The organism is Nocardioides sp. JS614 (assembly GCF_000015265.1).
Taxonomy (GTDB): Bacteria; Actinomycetota; Actinomycetes; order Propionibacteriales; family Nocardioidaceae; genus Nocardioides.
Window position 1 is genome coordinate 3,029,048 of record NC_008699.1, and the last position, 19,482, is coordinate 3,048,529.

Below are 19,482 nucleotides of genomic sequence, written 5' to 3' on the forward strand. Positions count from 1 at the left end.
CTGCTCACTTCAGCGGCGGCAGCTCCTGGGCGGCGCCCAGGAGCGCCCGGAACGGTCGCCCCGCTCGGCGAGCCGGTCCCCGACCGTGCGGACCGCCCAGCGGTCCGGGCGCAGGTCGGGGTCGTCGAGCTCGTCCCACTCGATCGGCACGGAGACCGGCGCGCCCGGCGCCGGCCGCGGCGAGTACGGCGCGACCAGGGTCTTGTTGATCGCGTTCTGGGTGTAGTCGAGCCGGGCCAGGCCCTTGCGCTGCTTGACCTCCCACTTCCAGCTGACCAGCTCGGGCACCACCTTCCCGACGGTCCGCGACAGCGTCTCGACCCACGCGCGGGTGTCGTCGAAGGTGTAGCCGGGGACCACAGGGATCCAGACCTGGATGCCGCGCCGGCCGGTCACCTTGGGGCGCGCGGTGACGCCGACGTGCTCGAGCGCGGTGCGGTGCAGGCGGGCGAGCACCAGCAGGTCCGCCCACCTGGTCCGCTCCCCGGGATCGAGGTCGATCAGGGCGTACGTCGGCTCGTGCGGCCGCCCCGTGCGCGAGGTCCAGGGGTGCCACTCGAGGGCCCCGAAGTTCGCGGCCCACACCAGGGCGGCCGGCTCGTCGGGGACGACATACGCCGTGGTCTCGCCCTCGTCGGCGTCCGGGTTCTCCCAGCAGGTCAGCCACTCGGGCGCGTGCTCGGGCCGCTGCTTGTGCCAGAAGCCGGGCCGGTCGGCACCCTCGGGATACCGGTGCATGTTGAGCGCCCGGCCCTCCAGGTACGGCAGCGCCACCGGCGCGACGCGCGCGGCGTAGGCGAGCAGCTCGCGCTTGCTGACCGGCGGCCCGTCCGCCGGCGCGGGGAACAGCACCTTGTCGAGGTTGGTCACCTCGAGCCGCCGGCCGAAGACCTCCCAGGTGCCCTGCTCGCCGAATGACTCGAGCTCGTCGATGGCCTCGTCGGGCAGCGGCTCGGGGAGCAGCGAGACGCTGGCCTCCGCGGCGGGGGCGTCGGAGCGCCACAGCCGGTCGGGGTCGGCCTTCACCTGGTCGTTGGTGCGTCCACTGACCACCGAGACCGGGTGGTCCTCGGGGTCCCAGCCCTCGACGGCGTGCTCGTCGTGCTTGTGCAGCAGCATCCAGTCGTCGCCACCCCCACTGTCGCCCCCGCCGTCGCGCCGGACGAGGACCAGGCGGCCGCGCAGCTTGCGGCCGTGCACCTCAGCGTGCAGCTCCCCCGCCTCGACCGCGGCGCGCGGGTCGTAGTGCAGCCGGCGGGCCCGGTGCCGCTGGACGACGAACCGGCCGGTGCCGGCGCCCGGCGCGGGCGCGCCCGCCGGCTCCGGCGTACGCGTGAAGTCGCGCTTGCGCCTGTAGGCGTCCAGCTTGCCGGTCACCGCACCTCGGTGTCCCGCGGCTGGCCGGACCGCTCCTCACGCTCGGCGCGGCCGACCCGGCTGTGCCGACGGCCGTAGACGAAGTACACGACGAAGCCGAGGGCCATCCAGATCAGGAACCGCTCCCAGGTCTCGCCCTTGAGGTTGAGCATCAGGTAGAAGCACAGCAGCGTCGCGAGGGTGGCGACGACGGGTGCGAACGGGGTCCGGAACGAGCGCGGCAGCTCGGGCCGGGTCCGGCGCAGCACCACCACGCCGAGGCTGACCAGGATGAAGGCGAACAGGGTGCCGATGTTGACCAGGTCGGCGAGGGTGCTGAGGTCGACGAAGCCGGCGATCGCGGCGACCACGAAGCCGGTGATCAGGGTGATCCGGTACGGCGTCCCGAAGCTCGGGTGCACCTTGGCGACCGAGCGCGGGAGCAGGCCGTCGCGCCCCATGGCGAACGCGACCCGGCACTGGCCGAGCATCAGGATCATCGCGACGACCACCAGGCCGATGCAGGCGCCGACCGAGATCAGGTCGCCCACCCAGCTGACCCCCGCCGCCGAGAAGGCCGTCGCGAGCGGCGCCGGGTCGTCGGGGTCGATGTCCTGGTAGCTCTGCACGCCGGTGACGACCAGGCTGACGGCCATGTAGAGGACGGTGACGATCGCCAGTGAGCCGAGGATCCCGATCGGGATGTCACGCTGCGGGTTGCGCGCCTCCTCGGCCGTCGTGGCGACGACGTCGAAGCCGATGAAGGCGAAGAACACGACCGCGGCCCCGGCGATGACGCCGCCGATGCCGAACACCGCCGGCTCGATCCCGAGCAGCGTGGTGATCAGCGGGAGCTGGCGGAAGCCGCCCTCGGCGTCGCCGACGGGCTGGGAGTCGGGGATGAACGGCGTCCAGTTCGAGGGGTCGACGTACGCGACGCCGACGACGATGACCGCGGCGACGACCGCCAGCTTGATGGCCACCACCACCTGGTTGACCATGCTGGAGAGCTTGGTGCCCCGGATCAGGACGAGCATCACCAGCAGCGCGATCACCACCGCCGGCAGGTCGATGAACCCGTCGGCCGCGGAGCCGAACTGGGTCGGCACCTCGAACGGCGTCCCGTCGAGCAGCTCCTGGAGGTAACCGGAGAAGCTGGTCGACAGCGCCGCCGCCCCGATCGTGAACTCCAGGATCAGGTCCCACCCGATGATCCACGCGACCAGCTCGCCGAGGGTCGCGTAGGAGAACGTGTACGCCGAGCCCGCGACCGGCACCGTCGAGGCGAACTCGGCGTAGCAGAGTGCCGCGAGCGCGCACGCGACCGCCGCGATCAGGAAGCTCAGCGCGAGCGCCGGGCCGGAGTTGGAGGCCGCCACGGTGCCGGTCAGCACGAAGATGCCGGCGCCGATGGTGACACCGACGCCGAAGACCATCAGGTCCAGCGCGCCGAGCTCCTTGCGGAGCTTGTGGTCCGGGTCCTCGGTGTCGGCGATCGACTGCTCGACGGACTTGGTGCGCATCAGGCTCATGGGTTCACCGTTTCCGTTCGACCGCGGTCCGAAACGGTCGGCTCCTACGGCGTCCCGGCGGCCGGGTCGTAGAGCGCGAGGATCAGCCGGTCCGCTTGGCGGGCCAGGTCGTGGGTGCTGGTGGCGAACCGCTCGCGCAGCACGGCGTCGGGATCGGCCCCGGCGACACCCAGCGCGTCGAGCAGCTGCCACGGAGCCTCGTCGCCGTACGCCTCGACGAGGTACTCCACGGCCCACCAGGCGAGGCCGTAGTGGGCGTCGGAGTCCTCGTCGTTGAAGGTCGCGTCGTCGGGCAGGTCGGCCACGCCCGCCTCGGCCGCGGCGACCGCGGCCTCGGGGATGCGGCGGTCCTCCGGGGCGAGCGGCCGGACGGAGACGTACTCCGCGAGCCCCTCGGAGAGCCAGACGGGCACGTCGTCGTCGCGGGTGCCGACGGCGACGTGGGTGAGCTCGTGGCGCACCAGCCGGTCCCGCTCGCGGCCGGGCCGGTCCACGATCCCCGGGTTCAGCACGAACCGGGTGCCGTCACCGGCGGGGAACGCGACCGCGTCCAGGTCGCCCGGGTCGTCGCCGGGCACGTCCTCGAGGCCGTCGAGGAACGCCGGGTCGGAGAGCGCGTAGACCACGACCGTGCGCGACCAGTCGTAGGGCACCGCGGCGGACACCGCCGCGACCCCGGCCTCGACCGAGGCGATCAGGGCGGGCGCCTGGTCGACGCTGCCGGGGTCGAAGACGCCGAGCACCCCGCTGCCCTCCCGGACCTCGACCGGACCGGTGTCCCAGGGCTGCGGGTCGGCCTCGGTCACGGCGGTCAGCAGCATCCGGCCGGGGTGGCGGGCCGCCGGTGCGAACCGGTAGCGGCCCTGGCGCGTGACCGGGGCGGCGTCGTACCCGGCCAGCTGGAGCGACTCCCGGACCGTCACCCGGTAGGCGTCGCCGTCACGGACCAGGCTGCGGGGGTCGACCCGGTAGGACAGCCGGGCGACCGGCAGCTGGCTCAGGTTGCCGAACCAGGTCTCCTGCCGGTCCCGGAACCCGGGTCCGCCGCCGACCAGGCGCGCGAACGCGGTCGCGTCGGCGCGCCGTACGACGCGGGCTCGGGCGTCCAGCGCCCGGTCGAGGGCGTGCACCACGTCCCGCGGCACCGCCGCGGTGGCGGGCGGTGCGGGCTCGTCGTCGGACCCGGAGCAGCCGGCGAGCGCCGCCGCGACCAGCACGGCGGCGAGGAGGAGCCTAGGTCGCCTGCTCGACATCGAGAGGAGAACGACCTTCGGTCAGCGAGGTCATGTCCTCCACGATGCGGAGCGCGATCGCCTGCGGGGTCAGGCCGATCCGCTCGAGGATCGCGGCGCGCTTCGCGTGGCCGAGGAACTGCTGCGGGATCCCGTGCAGGCGGAACGGTGTGTGCACGCCGGCTGCGTTGAGCGTCTGCAGCAGCACCGCTCCGCAGCCGCCGGTCTCGCCGTTGTCCTCGATGCTGACCACGAGGCGGTGCTCGCGCGCGAGCTCGACGATCGCCGGGTCGACGGGCTTGACCCAGCGCGGGTCGACGACGGTCACACCGATGCCCTGCGCGGTCAGCCGCTGCGCCACGTCGACCGCGGTCGTGCCCATCGCGCCGACCGCGACCACCAGCACGTCCTTGGTGCCGTTGCGGACCAGGATGTCGGCCCCGCCGGCCCGGTCGACGGCCTCGATGTCCTCGGGCGGCGAGCCCTTCGGGAAGCGCACGACGGTCGGGGCGTCGTCGACCTCGACGGCCTCGTTGAGCAGCTCACGGAGTCGGGCGGGGTCGCGCGGCGCGGCCAGCCGCAGGCCCGGCACGACCTGGAGGATCGACATGTCCCACATGCCGTTGTGGCTCGCGCCGTCGTCGCCGGTGACCCCCGAGCGGTCGAGCACGAAGGTGACGCCGCACTTGTGCAGCGCGACGTCCATCAGCACCTGGTCGAAGGCCCGGTTGAGGAAGGTGCCATACAGCGCCACGACCGGGTGCATGCCGCCCATGGCGAGGCCGGCCGCCGAGGTCGCGGCGTGCTGCTCGGCGATCCCCACGTCGAAGGTCCGCTCGGGGAAGTGCTTCTGGAAGGCGTCCAGGCCGACCGGGTGCATCATCGCCGCGGTGATGCCGACCAGGTCCTTGCGGCGGTGCCCGAGGTGGACGATCTCCTCGGAGAAGACGTCGGTCCAGATCCGGCCCTTGGGCTTCTCCGCGCCGGTCTGCACGTCGAACGGGCCCGGCGCGTGGAACTGGTCGGCCTCGTGCCGCTCGGCCGGGTCGTAGCCGTAGCCCTTGCGGGTGATCGCGTGCACGATCACCGGGCCGTTGAACCGCTTGGCCTGGGCGAGCACCTGCTCCATCGCGGCGCGGTCGTGGCCGTCGACGGGGCCGACGTACTTGAGCCCGAGGTCCTCGAAGAGGCCCTGGGGGGCGAGCGCGTCCTTGAGCCCCTTCTTCATGGCGTGCAGCGCGTCGTACGCCGCCGGCCCGACACCCGGGACGGCATTGAGCCGGCGCTTGACCAGGTCGAGGACGTTCTCGTAGCGCGGGTTGGTGCGCAGCGAGGTGAGCGCGGTCGCGAGGCCGCCGATCGTCGGCGTGTAGGAGCGGCCGTTGTCGTTGACGACGATCACCAGCTTGCTGGCCTTGGCGATCGCGATGTTGTTGAGCGCCTCCCAGGCCATCCCCCCGGTGAGCGCGCCGTCGCCGATGACCGCGATGACGTGGCGGTCCTCGCCGCGGATCGTGTAGGCCTTCGCGAGCCCGTCGGCGTAGCTGAGCGCCGTGGACGCGTGGGAGTTCTCGACGATGTCGTGGGGGGACTCCGCCTGGCTCGGGTAGCCGCTCACGCCGCCCTCGCGGCGCAGGGTGCCGAAGCTCGCCGCCCGTCCGCACACCAGCTTGTGCACGTACGCCTGGTGGCCGGTGTCGAACACCACCCGGTCGCGCGGGGAGTCGAAGACCCGGTGGATCGCGAGGGTCAGCTCCACCACGCCGAGGTTGGGGCCGAGGTGACCGGTGTTGGTCGCGACAGTGCGGATCAGGAGATCGCGGATCTCGCTCGCGAGCTGCTCCAGCTGGGCGTCGCTCAGCCCGCGCAGGTCGGCCGGGGACGCGATCGAGTCGAGGAGGCCCATAGCGCTCGAGTCTACGACTCTAGATATCCACGACCGCGACCGCCGGCTCGTGCAGGCTGCCGAGCCAGAGCCGGCCGTCGTGCTCGCGGACGCCGGTGACCATGTGGTACGCCGTGCCGGGCAGGTCGATGTCGTGGACCAGCCGGCCCGCGTCGTCGAAGGCCTGCGCCCGGATCGTCCGCTTCGGCTTCGGCTGGAGCCGCTCGGGGATCTTCGTGACCGCCTTGCGCAGCGGCAGCGGGGCGCGCTGGAGGCGCTCGACGACCGGGTCGGTCGGGCTGGCGATCGAGACCCAGACCAGCCCGTCGCTCCCGCGCGCGATGTTGTCGGGGTAGCCGGGCAGGTCGCTCGTGAGCAGGTCGCGGGTCCCGGCACGCTCGCCGGTCAGCCACCAGCGGACCACGGTCCGAGCGCCGGTCTCGGCCACGGCGACGTACGACTCGTCGGCGGCGAGCGCGACGCCGTTGGCGAACGCGAGGCCGTCGAGCACCACCTCGACGGTGCCGTCGGTGCCGAGCCGCCCCAGCCGTCCGGTGCGGGTGTCCTGGACGAAGTCGTCCTTCCACTGGTCGATGCCGTAGCGGGTGGAGGAGTCGGTGAACCACACGGTGCCGTCGGAGGCGACGGCGGCGTTGTTGCAGAACATCATCGGCGCCCCGCCGAGTCGGTCCGTGACCTCCTCGACGGCGCCGCCGCGCGGGTCGACCCGCAGCACGCCGCGCCGGGCGTCGCACACGAGCAGCCGGCCGTCCAGGTCGAGCTCGATGCCCAGCGGCCGGCCGCCGGTGTGGGCGACCCGGTCGATCCGGCCCCCGTCGTGGGCGACGCGGAAGATGCTGCCGTCCTCGGTGCCGGTGAAGACCGCCCCCTCGTCGGGTCCGGGTCCGGCGACGACGACGTCCTCGGCTCCGGGGCCGGGCACGGGGAACACGGTGAGGTCCATGAGGACATCAGAGCAGGGATCGCACCGGCAGCGCGAGGGCCGACACGGCACCGACCCCTAACCGCGGTCCCGACCAGGCGCGGCGGGATCGACCAGCCGAGCCCCGCCGGTCGATCTCCTCCCGCTCCACGGCGAGCGTCAGGCACGGCGGCGACGACGACGGTCGCCAGCGGGATGCCCGCGATCACCCGAGGATGTCGTCGTACGTCGCGGACGCCAGGAACTCGGGGACGACCCGGCGCGCCGACGCGGTCAGGTCGAGCGCCCTGGCCCGACCGGGCTCGACGAAGACGATCCGTCGGCCCTCCCCCACCACGATGTCGGCGTCGGTCAGCGTGGTCCGCCCGACCCACACCTGCACCTCGTCGACGGTGCCGTAGGCCTCGTGGAAGACCTCGGTGTCCCGCCAGAGGGTCAGCTCGCCGGGCGCCAGGCGGATCCCGGTCTCCTCCTCGAGCTCGCGGTACGCCGCAGCCTCGGAGTCCTCCCCCGGGTCGACGTGCCCGCCCACCAGGCCCCACCGGTCCGGGTCGATCACCGGGCGCTCGTCGCGCTCCTGGAGCAGCAGCCACCCGCGACCGTCCACGAGCAGGACGCTGGCGAACCGGTGCATGCGCTCACGCTATCGATGCCCGGCCGGGCCTATCTGGGGGACGCGGTCGAGGGTGGGAGGCTGACGCTCATGCTCCTCGTGGTCCGCCTCGTCGCGGTCGTCCTCGGACTCACGCTGCTCGCCCCGCTGCCGGCCCAGGCCGGGCGCCCGGACGGCCTCGAGGTGACCGGCTGGATCCTCCAGAGCAGTCCGAACCGGCTGGTGAGCCGCAACGCCGACGGGCTGAGCACCCTCAGCGTCGCGGGGGTCGAGATCACCGCGGCCGGTGACCGGGTCGCCGCACCCACTGCAGACGCGCAGCGGCTGCTGCAGGCGGCGCACCGCCACGGGTTGACGGCCGAGCTGCTGCTGAGCAACTACAGCGACCGCCTCGAGACCTTCGACCGGCGGGCTGTGCACCGGCTGCTCTCCGACCCCGACCACATCGCGGCGGTCGCCCGCCGGCTCGCCCGGCACGTCAGCGACCAGGGCTGGGACTCGGTCAACGTCGACCTCGAAGGAGTACGCCGCAGCGACGGCGACGGGCTGGTCGCCCTCGTGCGGGCGCTCCAGGACGAGATGCCGGCCGAGCGGACCGTCTCGGTCGACATCAGCGCCGCGACCTCGGTGCGCGCCTACCGCGACCGGGGCTACCGCTTGGCGGGCCTGGCGGCGGCGGCCGACGTGATCGCGGTGATGACCTACGACATGCACGGACCGTGGTCGCGGCCCGGACCCATCGGGCCGCTGCCGTGGCAGCGCGACGCCCTGGACGCGCTGCTGTCCGTCGTACCCGCCGAGCAGGTGCTCCTCGGGGTCTCCGGCTACGGCTACAGCTGGCCGGCGGACGGCGGTGGCCGCAGCCTGACGCTGCGGCAGGCGCGGGGCATGGTCAACCGCGACGGCGCGACCGTGCGCTGGCGCCCCCAGCTCGGCGAGTGGACCACCCGGCTCTCCAACGGAACGGTGCTGTGGTGGTCCGACGGCCGCTCGTACCGTGCGCGCGTGGCCCTGGCCCGGGAGTACGCCGTGCGCGGGCTCGCCGTGTGGCGGATCGGATCTGCGGACACCCTGCGCTGAGCGGCCCTATCCTTCGCTGCATGCGCATCGGCGTCCTCGGCACCACCGTGGCCGCCGACGCCTCCGGGCCGGTCGGCCTGGGCGGCCCCAAGCAGCGCGCGCTGCTCGCCGCGCTGGCTCTGCACCGCGGCCGCGCGGTCGCCATCGACACGCTCACCGACCTGGTCTGGGCCGGCGCGCCGCCGCCGGGCGTCGCCGGGACGCTGCAGGGGTACGTCGCCGGGCTCCGCCGGGCGCTCGAGCCGGACCGGACCTCGCGCGGCGGCGGGACCCTGCTGGTGACCGAGCAGCCCGGGTACGCCCTCCGGCTGCCGGAGGAGGACCTCGACACCGCCGCGTTCGAGCACGCGGTCACCACCGCGCACGGCCGGGTCGCCCCCCTCGCCGACGCGCTCTGCCGGGGCCGCGACCTGCCGCCCGGCTCCCCCGACGCAGCCGGCCTCGGTGCCCTGCACACCACCCTCGACGAGGCGCTCGCGCTCTGGCGCGGGGTCCCCTTCGCAGATCTCGGCGAGGTGCCGGCGGCGGAGGCCGAGCGTGCCCGCCTCGAGGAGCTGCGGGTCCTCGCCAACGAGGACCGCTCCGCTCTCGGCATCCTGCTCGGGCTGCATGCCACGGTCGCGGCGGAGCTGGACGCGCTCACCCGCCAGCATCCCCTGCGCGAGCGCGCCTGGGCGCTGCGCGCGCTCGCGCTGGCCGGGTCGGGCCGCCAGGCCGACGCGCTGGCGGTGCTGCGCCAGGTCCGCGACGTCCTCGACGAGGAGCTCGGCCTGGAGCCGGGGGCCGAGCTGCGCGCAGTGCAGGCCGCCGTGCTCCGGCAGGAGTCGACGGCGCTCCCCGACCCCGCACCGGCGCCCGGCCCGGCAACGGCGGCCCGGGCGTCGACCGGCCCGCAGGTCCACGCCGCGCTGCCGTTCCCGACGCTGTGGGGATGGTCCCTGGCCGGCCGCGCCGACGAGCTCGCCGCCCTCACCGACCTGGTCGACCGGGTGGTCGCCGGCACCGACCGGTCGCCGTCGTTCGTCGCGCTGACCGGCGAGCCCGGGATCGGCAAGAGCCGGCTCTCGATCGAGGCGGCGACGTACGCCGACGCGCACGGGATGACGATCGCGTGGGGGCGCTGCTCACAGGACGACGGCGCCCCGGCGCTGTGGCCCTGGGCCACCGTCCTCGAGCGGCTCGGGTCCGAGCTGCCGACCAGTGGCACCGACGACGACGGCGGCGCGGCGTTCCGGGCCTGGGAGACCGTGGTCGAGTCGGTGCTCGCGGCGGCGACCGCGGGCCCGCTGATGCTGGTGCTCGACGACCTGCACTGGGCGGACACCTCCAGCCTCCGGGTGCTGCGCCTGCTGACCGAGGCCGCGGTCGCGGAGGGTCCCGGGCCGCGGCTGCTGGTGCTCACCACCTGGCGCGAGCACCCGCCGCCGACCGGGGCCCTGGCCGAGGTCGCCGAGGCGCTGGCCCGCAAGCACGCCCTGCGGATCCAGCTGCGCGGGATCCCCGCGGAGGCGGCCGCGCAGGTGTTCGCCCAGATCACCGAGTCCGAGCCCACCGAGGCCGAGACCGACGCGCTGCGCCGGCGTACCGAGGGCAACCCGTTCTTCCTCGTCGAGTACGCGCGCCTGGCCCGCGAGCGCGGGGACGTGGCCGCGCTGATGGCCGAGCCGCAGCCCCCGGCCGCCGTGCACGAGGTGCTCTCGCGGCGGCTCGCCCAGCTCGACGAGCCGACCCGCGAGCTGCTCCAGGTCGCGAGCGTGCTCGGCCGGATCTTCGAGCTCGGGACCCTCGCCGGCACCGCCGACCAGGACGACGATCAGGTGCTCGACCGGCTCGACCCGGCGCTGGCCGCGGGCCTCGTCGAGGAGGACGGCGTCGACCGGTTCCGGTTCACCCACGCGCTGGTGCGCGACACCGTGCGCTCGAGCCTGCCGCAGTCGCGCCGGGCCAGGGTGCACGCGCGCGCCGCACGCGTGCTCGCCGGGCGGAACGGTCACGAGGCCGAGATCGCCCGGCACTGGCTGGCCGCCGGCCCGCGGCACCTGGCCGACGCCTGGCCCGCGGCCCAGGCGGCCGCCCGCTCCGCGACCGCCGTCTTCGCGTACGTCGAGGCGCTCGAGATGCTCGAGCACGCGCTGCGCGCGCAGGACCAGGACCCGGGGTCGGACGACCGGTCCCGCTTCGAGCTGCTGACCGACCTCGCCGAGGTGCTGCGCCGGGCCGGCCGATGGATCGAGCTGCGCGGGGTCGCCCACGAGGCGATCGAGGTCGCCGACGAGCTCGGCGACCCGGACCTGCTCGGCCGGGCCGGGATCATGACCAGCACCGGCGCCCTGTGGCAGGCCGCAGCGCACGCCCAGGTCGACCCGATGGTGGTCGCCGCGCTGCGCCGCGCGCTGGACCGTCTGCCCGACGGCGACTCCCCGGCCCGCTGCCGGGTGATGCTCGGGCTCGCCGGGGAGATCTACTACGGCGCCACCCCGCAGGAGCGCGAGGCGATCTCCGCCGAGGCCGTCGCGATGGCCCGTCGGCTCGGCGACCCCGCGCTCACGCTGAGCGCCTGCCTGCACGCGGCCATCGCGGTCTGGCGCGCCGGTACGGCGCAGCTGCGGCTCGACCTGACCACCGAGGCGGTCGGTCTGGCCGAGCGGCTCGGCGACGGCATCTCACTCTGCTCGGCGCTGACCCTGCGCGCGGTCGCGGCAGGCGAGCTCGGCGACGTCACCGTCCTCGACGAGAGCCTGTCCCGGGCCCGCGCCGAGGCGGACCGGCTGCGGCACATCTACGCCCAGCTGGTGCTGGACTCCCTCGAGGTGTCGTGGGCGGCGATGCAGGGCCGTTTCGACGAGGTCGAGAAGATCATCGAGCACATGCAGGGCATCGGCGAGGTCGTGTCGATCACCGGCTACGAGGAGGCCGTCGCCGGCGCGCTCCTGATGCAGCTGCTCTGGCAGGGACGCGACGACGAGCTCTCCTTGGCGATGACGGCGATGGAGGGCAATACGTTCCTGCCGATCGCCACCTCGATCGTCGCGGTGCAGTGCCGCACCGGCCACCTCGACGTGGCCCGGACCTACTTCGAGGGCCACCGGGAGGACGTCGGCCTGGCCATGGCCTCCGACACCTGGTTCTCCCCCATGGCCTGGAGCATGGGCGCCGAAGCGGCCTGCTACCTGGGCGACGCCCAGCTCGGCGCGACGGCGTACCAGTGCCTCGCCGACCTCACGGGCCGGCCGGCGTGCGCCGGCTCCGGGTCGGCGATCGGGCCGGTCGACATGTTCCTCGCGATGGCCGCCCACGCCACCGGGGAGGACGACCTGGCCGCCCGGCACGCCGACCGCGCGCTCGAGCTGTGCGCGACGTGGGACGTGCCGCTCGCGGCGGACTGGGTCCGCCGCGAACGGGAGCGGTTCTCCTTCTAGCCGCCCGCCGGTCGTACTCCCGCATGTCCGCGCGGACTTCGCGGGCAAAGCCGGAACTTCTCGGCCGGAACTTCGGCCCAACAGTTCCGGTTTCCCCGGTTCACCGGGGAAACCGACCCCCCGGTCTCGGAGCTGCCGCGGCCAGGCGCCGCTGCTGCGCGTGGTCATCTGGTCCCTCCTCGGTCGCCGAGCTCGGGCCCGGGTCAGACGCCGGCCGGCGTGCGCTGGTCGGTCTGGTCGAAGTCGCCCCAGATCTCGTCGTCGGACTCGTGCCGCTCGGCCTCGATGGTCGGGAGCAGGCGGTCCAGCCACGCGGGCAGCCACCAGTTCCACCGGCCGAGGAGGGTCATCGTCGCGGGGACGAGCACCATCCGGACCACGGTGGCGTCGAGCACGATCGCCACCGCCATGCCGAAGCCGAGCTGCTTGACCACGGTGTCGGCCTCGGTGGAGAACCCGAGGAAGACGACGACCATGATCGCGGCGGCCGAGGAGATCACCCGGCCGGTCGAAGCCAGGCCGCGCTCCACGCTGCCCCGGGCGTCGCCGGTGCGCAGCCACTCCTCGCGGATCCGGGAGAGCAGGAACACCTCGTAGTCCATCGAGAGCCCGAACAGGATCGCGAAGTTCAGGATCGGGATCCAGCTCGAGACGGCGACCGCGTGGTCGATGCCGAGCACGCTCCCGCCCCAGCCCCACTGGAACACCGCGGTGAGGACGCCGTACGACGCTCCGATCGAGAGCAGGTTCATCACGGCGGCCTTCACCGGCACGACCACGGAGCGGAACATCATCGCGAGCAGCAGCACGGAGACCGCGACCACGAACCCGACGACCAGCCACAGCCGGCTCGAGAGCATCGCGGAGATGTCGGCGAAGATCGGCGTGGTGCCGGTGACCTCGACGCCCGCCGGGAGGTCGGCCCGCAGGGTCGCGACGAGGTCGGAGGTGCGCTCGTCGGCGGGGCCGGTGGTGGGCTCCGCGTCGAAGAGGGCGATCGCACCGTCCGGCGAGGTGACGGGGACGGTGACCCCGGCGATGCCGGCGTGGTCGGCGACCCGGTCGGCCACGTCCCCCGCGTCGGCGCGGGTGGTGTCGACGACGATCGTGAACGGTCCGTTCGCGCCGGCGCCGTACTCCTCCGCGATGAGGTCGTAGGCCCGGCGCACGGAGGTGGACGGGCTGTTGCTGCTGCCGTCCTGCGGCCAGGTGCGCATGCCCAGGGTGGGGGCGGCGAGCAGCAGCAGGAACATCAGTGCCGCCAGCGCGGCGACGACGGGCCGCCGGGCGACCCGGGCGGCCCAGCGGGCCGTGAGCGGGGCCTTGGCGCCGCGGGCGCTGCGCCCGGTGCGGGTACGCCGCGGGAGCAGCCGCCGGCCCGCCAACCCGCACAGGGCCGGCACCAGCGTGATCGCCGCGGCCAGCACGGCCACCACGGCGAGCGCGGTGGCGTAGCCGAACGTGGCGTAGACCGGCAGCCCGCCCAGGCGCAGCCCCATCAGCGAGATCAGCACGGTGGCCGAGGCGAACACGACCGACCGGCCGGCGGTCGCCATCGCGCGGCCGGCGGCGTCGCGCTTGTCCAGGCCCCGGCCCAGGAACTCCACGTGCCGGGTGACCAGCAGCAGCGCGTAGTCGATGCCGACGCCCAGGCCGACCATGGTGGCGACCGTGGGAGCCGCGGTGCTGACGTCCATGGTCGCGGCGAGCAGGGTGACGCCCGCGGACCCGACGGCCAGGCCCATCAGGGCGATCACCAGCGGCAGGCCGGCGGCCACCACCGAGCCGAACGCGACGACCAGCAGCACGAGCGCGGCGATCACGCCGGCGATCTCGCCGGTGCCGCTCATCTGCGACTCGGCGCCGCCGGGCAGCTCGCCGCCGAGCTCGGCCTGCAGGCCGTCGGCGCGCAGCGGCGCGATGGCGTCGACGAGCGGGTCGTAGCCGTTCGCGCCGACCAGGTCGGAGTCGGTGACGGGGGCGTCGTACGACACGGTGACGAGCGCGGTGTCGCCGTCGGCGGAGACCCGCGGTTCGGTGACGTAGCTGGCGTGGTCGAGGCGGTGCAGCCGCTGGACCAGGCCGGTCAGGTCGGCCGGGTCCAGGGCGGCGCCGCTCGGGTCGTGCACGACGACCTGCGCGGTGGCGCCACCGCCGTCGGGCACGTGGGCGCGCAGCTGCTCGATGCCCACCTGGGCCCGGGCGCCGGGGATGTCGTAGTCGTCGTGGGTGGTGCCGCCGAGGGCGCCGGCGAGCCCGAAGGCGACGACGACCACGGCCACCCAGGCGGAGATCGTCCGCCACGGGTGCGCCGCGGCGCCGGCGCCGAGGCGGTAGAGGATGCGGTTCACGTGCTGCTCCCTGGATGAGGTCTGCTTGATCGGTGGGAGCAGCGTGCGCCGCGCTGCTTGAGACCGACTGGGAGTCGGCTTGGGATCGGGCGACCCGCCGCCCCCAGGGCGGTGGAGCGGGGCCGACCGGCTCGCTGTAACGCCCGGTTACCCTTTCTGCCCACCCTGCTGCAACACCCGCGGCAGAAGGGGTAACACGGCGTTACAGCTGACGGCGGCGGCAGCGTCGTACCCCTGCTGGAGGGAGAGAGACGGTCAGGCCAGCGGCCGCGGCCAGCTGGCGACGCCCTCGTCGAGGTGCAGCTCGGCGTCGGTCTGGGCGGCCGCCTCGGCGTCGTGGGTGGCGACCACGACGATGGCACCGCGGTCCGCCTCGGCGCGCAGCGCGGCCATGGCGCGCTCGCGGTTGGCGGCGTCGAGGTCGCTGGTCGGCTCGTCGGCCAGCAGCACGACGGCACGCGCGGCGAGCGCCCGCGCCAGGGCGACCCGCTGCTGCTGGCCGCCGGAGAGCTCCTCGATCAGGTGGTTGCCGGACTCCTCGAGGCCGACCAGCGTCAGCGCCTCGGCGGTACGGCGGTGCGCGTCGGCCGCCCCGACGCCCTGGCTGAGCAGCGGCACCACGACGTTCTCGGCCGCGGTCAACGCGGAGGCCAGCCCGTTGCCCTGGGGCACGACCACCACGCCGAGCGCGGCGGCCTGCTCCCGGTCGACCACCGGGGCGTCCCCCAGGCGGACCCGGCCGGCAGTGGGGGTGAGTGCACCGGCGAGCGCCCAGAGCAGCGTCGACTTCCCGGCGCCGGAGGGCCCCGTCACCGACACCAGCCGGCCGGGGGCGACCGCCAGGTCGAGCGGGTGCAGCGCCAGCAGGTCGCCGTACGACACCGAGAGGCCGCTCGCTCGCAGCTCACTCATCGGTCTCCTCCTCGGGCACCAGGAGGTAGCCGGACCCGTCGGCCGGGTGGAAGCGCACCAGCGTCCCGGGCGCGAGCTGGTCGCGGACGTGCACCGGCAGCGGCAGGAACCCGTCGGGGGTGACGACGGCGTACTCCTCGCCGCTGCGGCCCTCCCCACCGACCCGGCCGTCGCGGATCGTGATCGTGCGCGGCAGCCGGGCTGCGACGTCGGGGTCGTGCGTGACGATGACGACGGTGGTGCCGAGCTCGCGGCTGGTCTCGGCGATCGCGGCCAGCACCTGGTCGCGGGCGGCGTGGTCGAGCTGGCTGGTCGGCTCGTCGGCGAGCAGCAGGCCCGGTCGGGAGGCCATCGCGACCGCGAGGGCGGCCAGCTGGAGGTGGCCGGGGGTGAGCTCGGCCAGCGGCCGCTGCGCGGCCGCGACCAGGCCGAGGCGCGCGAGCACGTCGTCGGGGTCGGGCAGGTCCTTGCCGGCCCGGCGAGCGGCGCGCTGGGCGAATCGGACGTTCTCCAGCGCCGGGTAGTACGGCAGCAGGTTGCGGTCCGCGCCCTGCAGCATCAGCGACACGTCCTGGGCCCGCATCCGGTCCAGGTCGCGGGCGCCGGCGGTCGAGAGCTCCAGGTCGCCGACGTGCACCTTGCCGGCGCTGGGGCGGAACACCCCGGCGAGCAGGCTGAGCAGCGTGGACTTGCCGGCGCCCGAGGGGCCGAGCAGGCCGACCAGCTCGCCGGGCTCGACGTCGAGGTCGACGCCGGACAGCGCTGCGACCTCGTGGCCCTCGGAGCGGTAGATGTGGACGAGCCGCCGCGTGCTGACCCGCAGCCCGGTCCGCGCGGCGCTCACAGCGTCTCCCTGAGCCGTCGTACGTCGGAGCGACGGGCCAGCGTCCGGCCGATGATCACGCTCGAGGTGGCCAGCACCGCCAGGACCGCGAGCACCGCCGCGGCGACGGCCGGCCAGGCGGTGTCCAGGTCCAGCGTGGAGACCGCCGGCGGGTCGGCGAGGAGCGGGACGGTCGGAAGCGCGAGGGAGGCGCCGTACAGCCCGGCGGCGGTGCCGGCGACCACGCCGACCGCGACGGCGGGCAGCTGGGCCGCGACCGCCATCGCCCCGACGGTACGGCGGGGCACGCCGCTCATCCGCAGCGCCGCGAGGTCTCGGGTGCGGAACCGCCAGCTGCTCGCGGCGCCGACCAGCAGCACCAGGAGCGCGATCAGGACGGCCGCCGCGCCGACGAGGGCGGCCAGCTGGATGCTCCACGCGGCCGCGGACTCGTCGTACCCGCGCCGGACGTCGCGGAGCGTGGTGGTCGTCGTGAGGCCGGCGCCGCGGTCGTGCAGGGCGGCGTCGACCTCCGCCAGCAGGCCCGGGTCGTCCTCGGCGAACCACAGCTCGACCCGGGCGCTGGTCGCCAGGCTCACCCCGCGCTGCACCAGGTCGAGGTTGGCGACCGCGACGTCGGCCCCGGCTCCCGGCACCCGCGCGATGGTGCCGGCCCGGGCGGCGGGCCGCACGGTGCCGCCGAGGCCGGTCAGGTCGAAGTCGTCGCCCTGTGCGCCCGGAGGCAGGGCGCCGGCGACGAGCGCCGGAACCACGCTGGGCAGCCAGGTCTGCCGCATCGTGAGCGCGCTGGAGCCCTCGCTGCGAACGCTGACGGTGAGCCGGTCGGGCGAGGTCGAGGCCGGCTCCATGTCGCCGACGACCGGGTCGTGCAGCGGCGTCCACCGCGAGGCCGGGCCGATCGCGACCGGCTCGTCGCCGACCAGGTGGCTCAGCGTCGCCGCGCCCTTGAGGGTGGCGCCGGGCACCGTCTGCAGCCAGAGGGCGGTGACGAAGCAGCCCTCGCGGCAGTACGACGTCACCTCGAAGCGGGCGTGGTCGACCTCGTCGGGGAGCTCCCCGACCGCGGTGTGCAGCGTCTCGCCGGCCGGGGTGACCAGGTCCATCCCCAGGGTCAGCGGGCCGCGCTCACCGTCGGTGCGGATCGACACCAGCGTCGAGTCGTCGACGTCGACCCGGAGCCGGGTCCCGCTGATCCGGATCGGCTCGGCGTCGGCGACGGCCAGCCGATCCCAGGCCGAGGCGGGCGGGGCGTCGCCCCCGAGCAGGGCGATCCGCCGGAACTCCTCGGGCACCACGGCGACGGTCTCGACGGCCCCGGTGCCGGGCGGGCGGATCCGCACGACCGGTGTCACCCGGCGGCCCTCCGGGTCGACCTGGGCCAGCGCGTCCCGGACCGCCGCGAGATCCCCGCCCTCCACGTCGGCGACCAGCCGGGCGCCGGCATCCTGGGCCGCCGCCGAGGCGCGGTTGCGGTCGCCGACGACGAAAGCGTCTGCCGAGAAGACGGCCAGGGCGGAGGCGAGGGTGACGATGGCGACCACCCGCCGGGTGGCCGGGCTGCGGGCGGCGTCCAGCAGGCTGACGGCGGCCCGGACCCGGCCGCGAGCGAGCGACCGACGCCCGGCGAGCGCCGTGATCGGCCCGGTCAGGTGGGCGAGGACCAGCCCGACGACGACCGCGATCAGCCCGGGCGCCGCGAGCGCCACGGGGCCTTCCAGGCCACCGGTGGCGAAGGCCACGACGAGCGAGCCGCACCCGGCCACCACCAGGGCGTCGCCGGTGCCCAGCGCCCAGCCGTTGCGGCGCGGCGGCACCCGGCGCAGCAGCGTCTCGACCGGCTCGCGCGCCACGCGGGCGACGGCGAGGCCGGTCAGCAGCACCAGCGCGAGTACGGCGAGGCCCACCGCCCCCAGCAGGCGGACGCCGGTCTCGAACGGCGCGTGCCCGGGCAGCAGCGTGGTCCGCGCCGCCCAGACGCCGAGCAGGGCCAGCACCGCGCCCGGGACCACGCCCGCGAGCGCGACCGGCAACAGCTCGCCGGCGAGGAGCCCGCGGGCTCCGCGGCGACCGCGGCCGCGCAGCCGCGCCAGCGCCACCTCGGGCCGCCGTTGCTCGGTGACGGCGAGCAGCGTCAGCCACAGCACGACGAGGGCGAGCAGGCCCAGCTGGGCCATCAGCAGCGGCACGGTGACCCGCGACTGGTCGCTCTGCTCGCGGACCTCGTCGGCGATGTCCGGCAGGCCGGAGTACGGCGTGACGATGGTGCCGTCGGCGCCCGCCCCGGCGGTCTTCCCGAGCCGCCGGATGGCATCGGAGAGCACGAACAGGTCGTCGACGCCCAGCTCGGGCACGTCGAGCGGGAGCGCGACCGTGGACCGGCCGCCGGGCAGCGGCGGCACGCCCGTGTCCTCGAACGTCGCGCGGGCCGTCAACCAGACATCGTGCTGGACCTCCGCCGGAGGTCCGGGGTCCACGAGACCGGAGCGGCCGGTCAGCCGCAGGCCCAGCCAGTACGGCGCCGGCTCCTGGGCGTAGACGCCCACGACGACGAGCCGGGCACGGGGGACGGTCGCGTGCGTGCCGTTGCGCGGGATCCCCGGGATCGCCAGCCGGGCACCCACCGGGAGGTCGAAGTTGTCGGCGTCCGCCTCGCTCACCATGATCTCGCCGGCCCGCTCGGCACAGGCGCCGGCCACGATCGCGAGGTGCACGCAGGCCCCGTCTCGCCACACGAGGTCGCCGCCGGGGTCGTCGGAGGAGCCGGGAAGCCTGCTCGCCGCAGCCGCGTAGCCGAGGACCGGTGCGAGATACCTGGCGCGGATGCCGGCGGGGACGACGTCGGCGACGACCTCGGGATGCGCGGGCCGGTCACGGTTCTGGAACCCGAACCCACCTCCGCCCGCACGGGTCGCGACCAGCTGGAGCCCGGCGACGGCGGGGTCGGCGCGCTCGACGGTGATGTCGGTCAGGGCCTGCCGCATCGCCCGGTCGTAGAGCGGGGCGAACACCGCGCACGCGGTGACGAGCGCGGCCAGGGTCGCCAGCGCGGCGGCCTGGAACGGCCGGTACCGCAACCTCATCGGCGACCCCCGTGGCCGGCCGTCAGTGATCCGCCCCCGTGCACCGCGTCAGCATGCCACTCGGGACGCCCCAGGACGCGCAGGAACGCCGAGCGCGGTGGGCGGGGGGTGGGCCGCTCCCGGAACTCCATGGCCGCCGCTCACCATCGGTCACACGGCGCGCATCCTGCGACCGGACATGGCGCACGGTTCCTGCGCTGGCCCATCCCCCGCGTCACCACGACTCTCTCCGCGC

12 protein-coding genes are annotated in these 19,482 nt (G+C 74.9%); 2 read left to right on the forward strand and 10 right to left on the reverse strand.

The genetic code is table 11. The annotated features are described in order from the left end of the window. Positions 1-9: 9 nt before the first annotated feature. From ligD to NOCA_RS15970, 6 genes are all read right to left on the reverse strand, one after another. Positions 10-1,377: a DNA polymerase domain-containing protein gene (ligD, locus tag NOCA_RS15945; protein ID WP_011756296.1), complete on the reverse strand. Its 1,368-nt coding sequence runs from the start codon at positions 1,375-1,377 to the stop codon at positions 10-12. After that, positions 1,374-2,888, reverse strand: a complete 1,515-nt coding sequence (locus NOCA_RS15950) for an amino acid permease (protein WP_011756297.1) — start codon at positions 2,886-2,888, stop codon at positions 1,374-1,376. Before NOCA_RS15950 ends, ligD begins: the two co-directional genes overlap by 4 nt. Before the next feature lie 44 nt (positions 2,889-2,932). Continuing rightward, positions 2,933-4,141, reverse strand: a complete 1,209-nt coding sequence (locus NOCA_RS15955; protein ID WP_011756298.1) for a peptidase MA family metallohydrolase — start codon at positions 4,139-4,141, stop codon at positions 2,933-2,935. Continuing rightward, complete coding sequence (gene dxs / locus NOCA_RS15960; protein ID WP_011756299.1) at positions 4,122-6,026, reverse strand: 1-deoxy-D-xylulose-5-phosphate synthase; 1,905 nt, start codon at positions 6,024-6,026, stop codon at positions 4,122-4,124. The genes NOCA_RS15955 and dxs overlap by 20 nt, the downstream gene beginning before the upstream one ends. A gap of 19 nt (positions 6,027-6,045) precedes the next feature. After that, entirely contained in the window at positions 6,046-6,969 is a 924-nt protein-coding gene (locus NOCA_RS15965; protein WP_011756300.1) for an SMP-30/gluconolactonase/LRE family protein, read from the reverse strand. Between the two features lie 184 nt (positions 6,970-7,153). Continuing rightward, the gene (locus NOCA_RS15970) at positions 7,154-7,582 is read right to left on the reverse strand and encodes an NUDIX domain-containing protein (protein ID WP_011756301.1); all 429 of its coding nucleotides are present in this window, start codon (positions 7,580-7,582) and stop codon (positions 7,154-7,156) included. Positions 7,583-7,651: 69 nt separating this feature from the next. On the opposite strand from NOCA_RS15970, the gene NOCA_RS15975 reads away from it, so the two are divergent. Both NOCA_RS15975 and NOCA_RS25930 read left to right on the forward strand, forming a co-directional pair. Beyond that, positions 7,652-8,641 (forward strand): glycosyl hydrolase family 18 protein, encoded by a 990-nt coding sequence (locus tag NOCA_RS15975; protein WP_011756302.1) that lies wholly within the window; start codon positions 7,652-7,654, stop codon positions 8,639-8,641. Between the two features lie 20 nt (positions 8,642-8,661). Next, on the forward strand, positions 8,662-12,060 hold the full coding sequence (locus NOCA_RS25930) for a BTAD domain-containing putative transcriptional regulator (protein ID WP_011756303.1): 3,399 nt from the start codon (positions 8,662-8,664) through the stop codon (positions 12,058-12,060). 203 nt (positions 12,061-12,263) lie between these two features. On the opposite strand, the gene NOCA_RS28480 is transcribed toward NOCA_RS25930, so the two are convergent. The 4 genes from NOCA_RS28480 to NOCA_RS16000 form a co-directional block, all read right to left on the reverse strand. Then, positions 12,264-14,411 carry an MMPL family transporter gene (locus NOCA_RS28480; protein ID WP_011756304.1) on the reverse strand — a complete coding sequence of 716 codons (2,148 nt, stop codon included), beginning with the start codon at positions 14,409-14,411 and terminating at the stop codon, positions 12,264-12,266. Between the two features lie 255 nt (positions 14,412-14,666). After that, positions 14,667-15,323 carry an ATP-binding cassette domain-containing protein gene (locus tag NOCA_RS15990; RefSeq protein ID WP_011756305.1) on the reverse strand — a complete coding sequence of 219 codons (657 nt, stop codon included), beginning with the start codon at positions 15,321-15,323 and terminating at the stop codon, positions 14,667-14,669. Beyond that, entirely contained in the window at positions 15,316-16,167 is an 852-nt protein-coding gene (locus tag NOCA_RS15995) for an ABC transporter ATP-binding protein (RefSeq protein ID WP_011756306.1), read from the reverse strand. Before NOCA_RS15995 ends, NOCA_RS15990 begins: the two co-directional genes overlap by 8 nt. Next, positions 16,164-19,247, reverse strand: coding sequence for an FtsX-like permease family protein (locus tag NOCA_RS16000; RefSeq protein ID WP_011756307.1), 3,084 nt, complete (start codon positions 19,245-19,247; stop codon positions 16,164-16,166). The genes NOCA_RS15995 and NOCA_RS16000 overlap by 4 nt, the downstream gene beginning before the upstream one ends. Positions 19,248-19,482 lie beyond the last annotated feature (235 nt).

Coding starts and splice junctions, on each gene's coding strand:
- NOCA_RS15950 (WP_011756297.1), bottom strand. CDS start 2,888: ATGAGCCTGATGCGCACCAAGTCCGTCGAGCAGTCGATCGCCGACACC.
- NOCA_RS15955 (WP_011756298.1), bottom strand. CDS start 4,141: ATGTCGAGCAGGCGACCTAGGCTCCTCCTCGCCGCCGTGCTGGTCGCG.
- dxs (WP_011756299.1), bottom strand. CDS start 6,026: ATGGGCCTCCTCGACTCGATCGCGTCCCCGGCCGACCTGCGCGGGCTG.
- NOCA_RS15965 (WP_011756300.1), bottom strand. CDS start 6,969: ATGGACCTCACCGTGTTCCCCGTGCCCGGCCCCGGAGCCGAGGACGTC.
- NOCA_RS15970 (WP_011756301.1), bottom strand. CDS start 7,582: ATGCACCGGTTCGCCAGCGTCCTGCTCGTGGACGGTCGCGGGTGGCTG.
- NOCA_RS15975 (WP_011756302.1), top strand. CDS start 7,652: ATGCTCCTCGTGGTCCGCCTCGTCGCGGTCGTCCTCGGACTCACGCTG.
- NOCA_RS25930 (WP_011756303.1), top strand. CDS start 8,662: ATGCGCATCGGCGTCCTCGGCACCACCGTGGCCGCCGACGCCTCCGGG.
- NOCA_RS15990 (WP_011756305.1), bottom strand. CDS start 15,323: ATGAGTGAGCTGCGAGCGAGCGGCCTCTCGGTGTCGTACGGCGACCTG.
- NOCA_RS16000 (WP_011756307.1), bottom strand. CDS start 19,247: ATGAGGTTGCGGTACCGGCCGTTCCAGGCCGCCGCGCTGGCGACCCTG.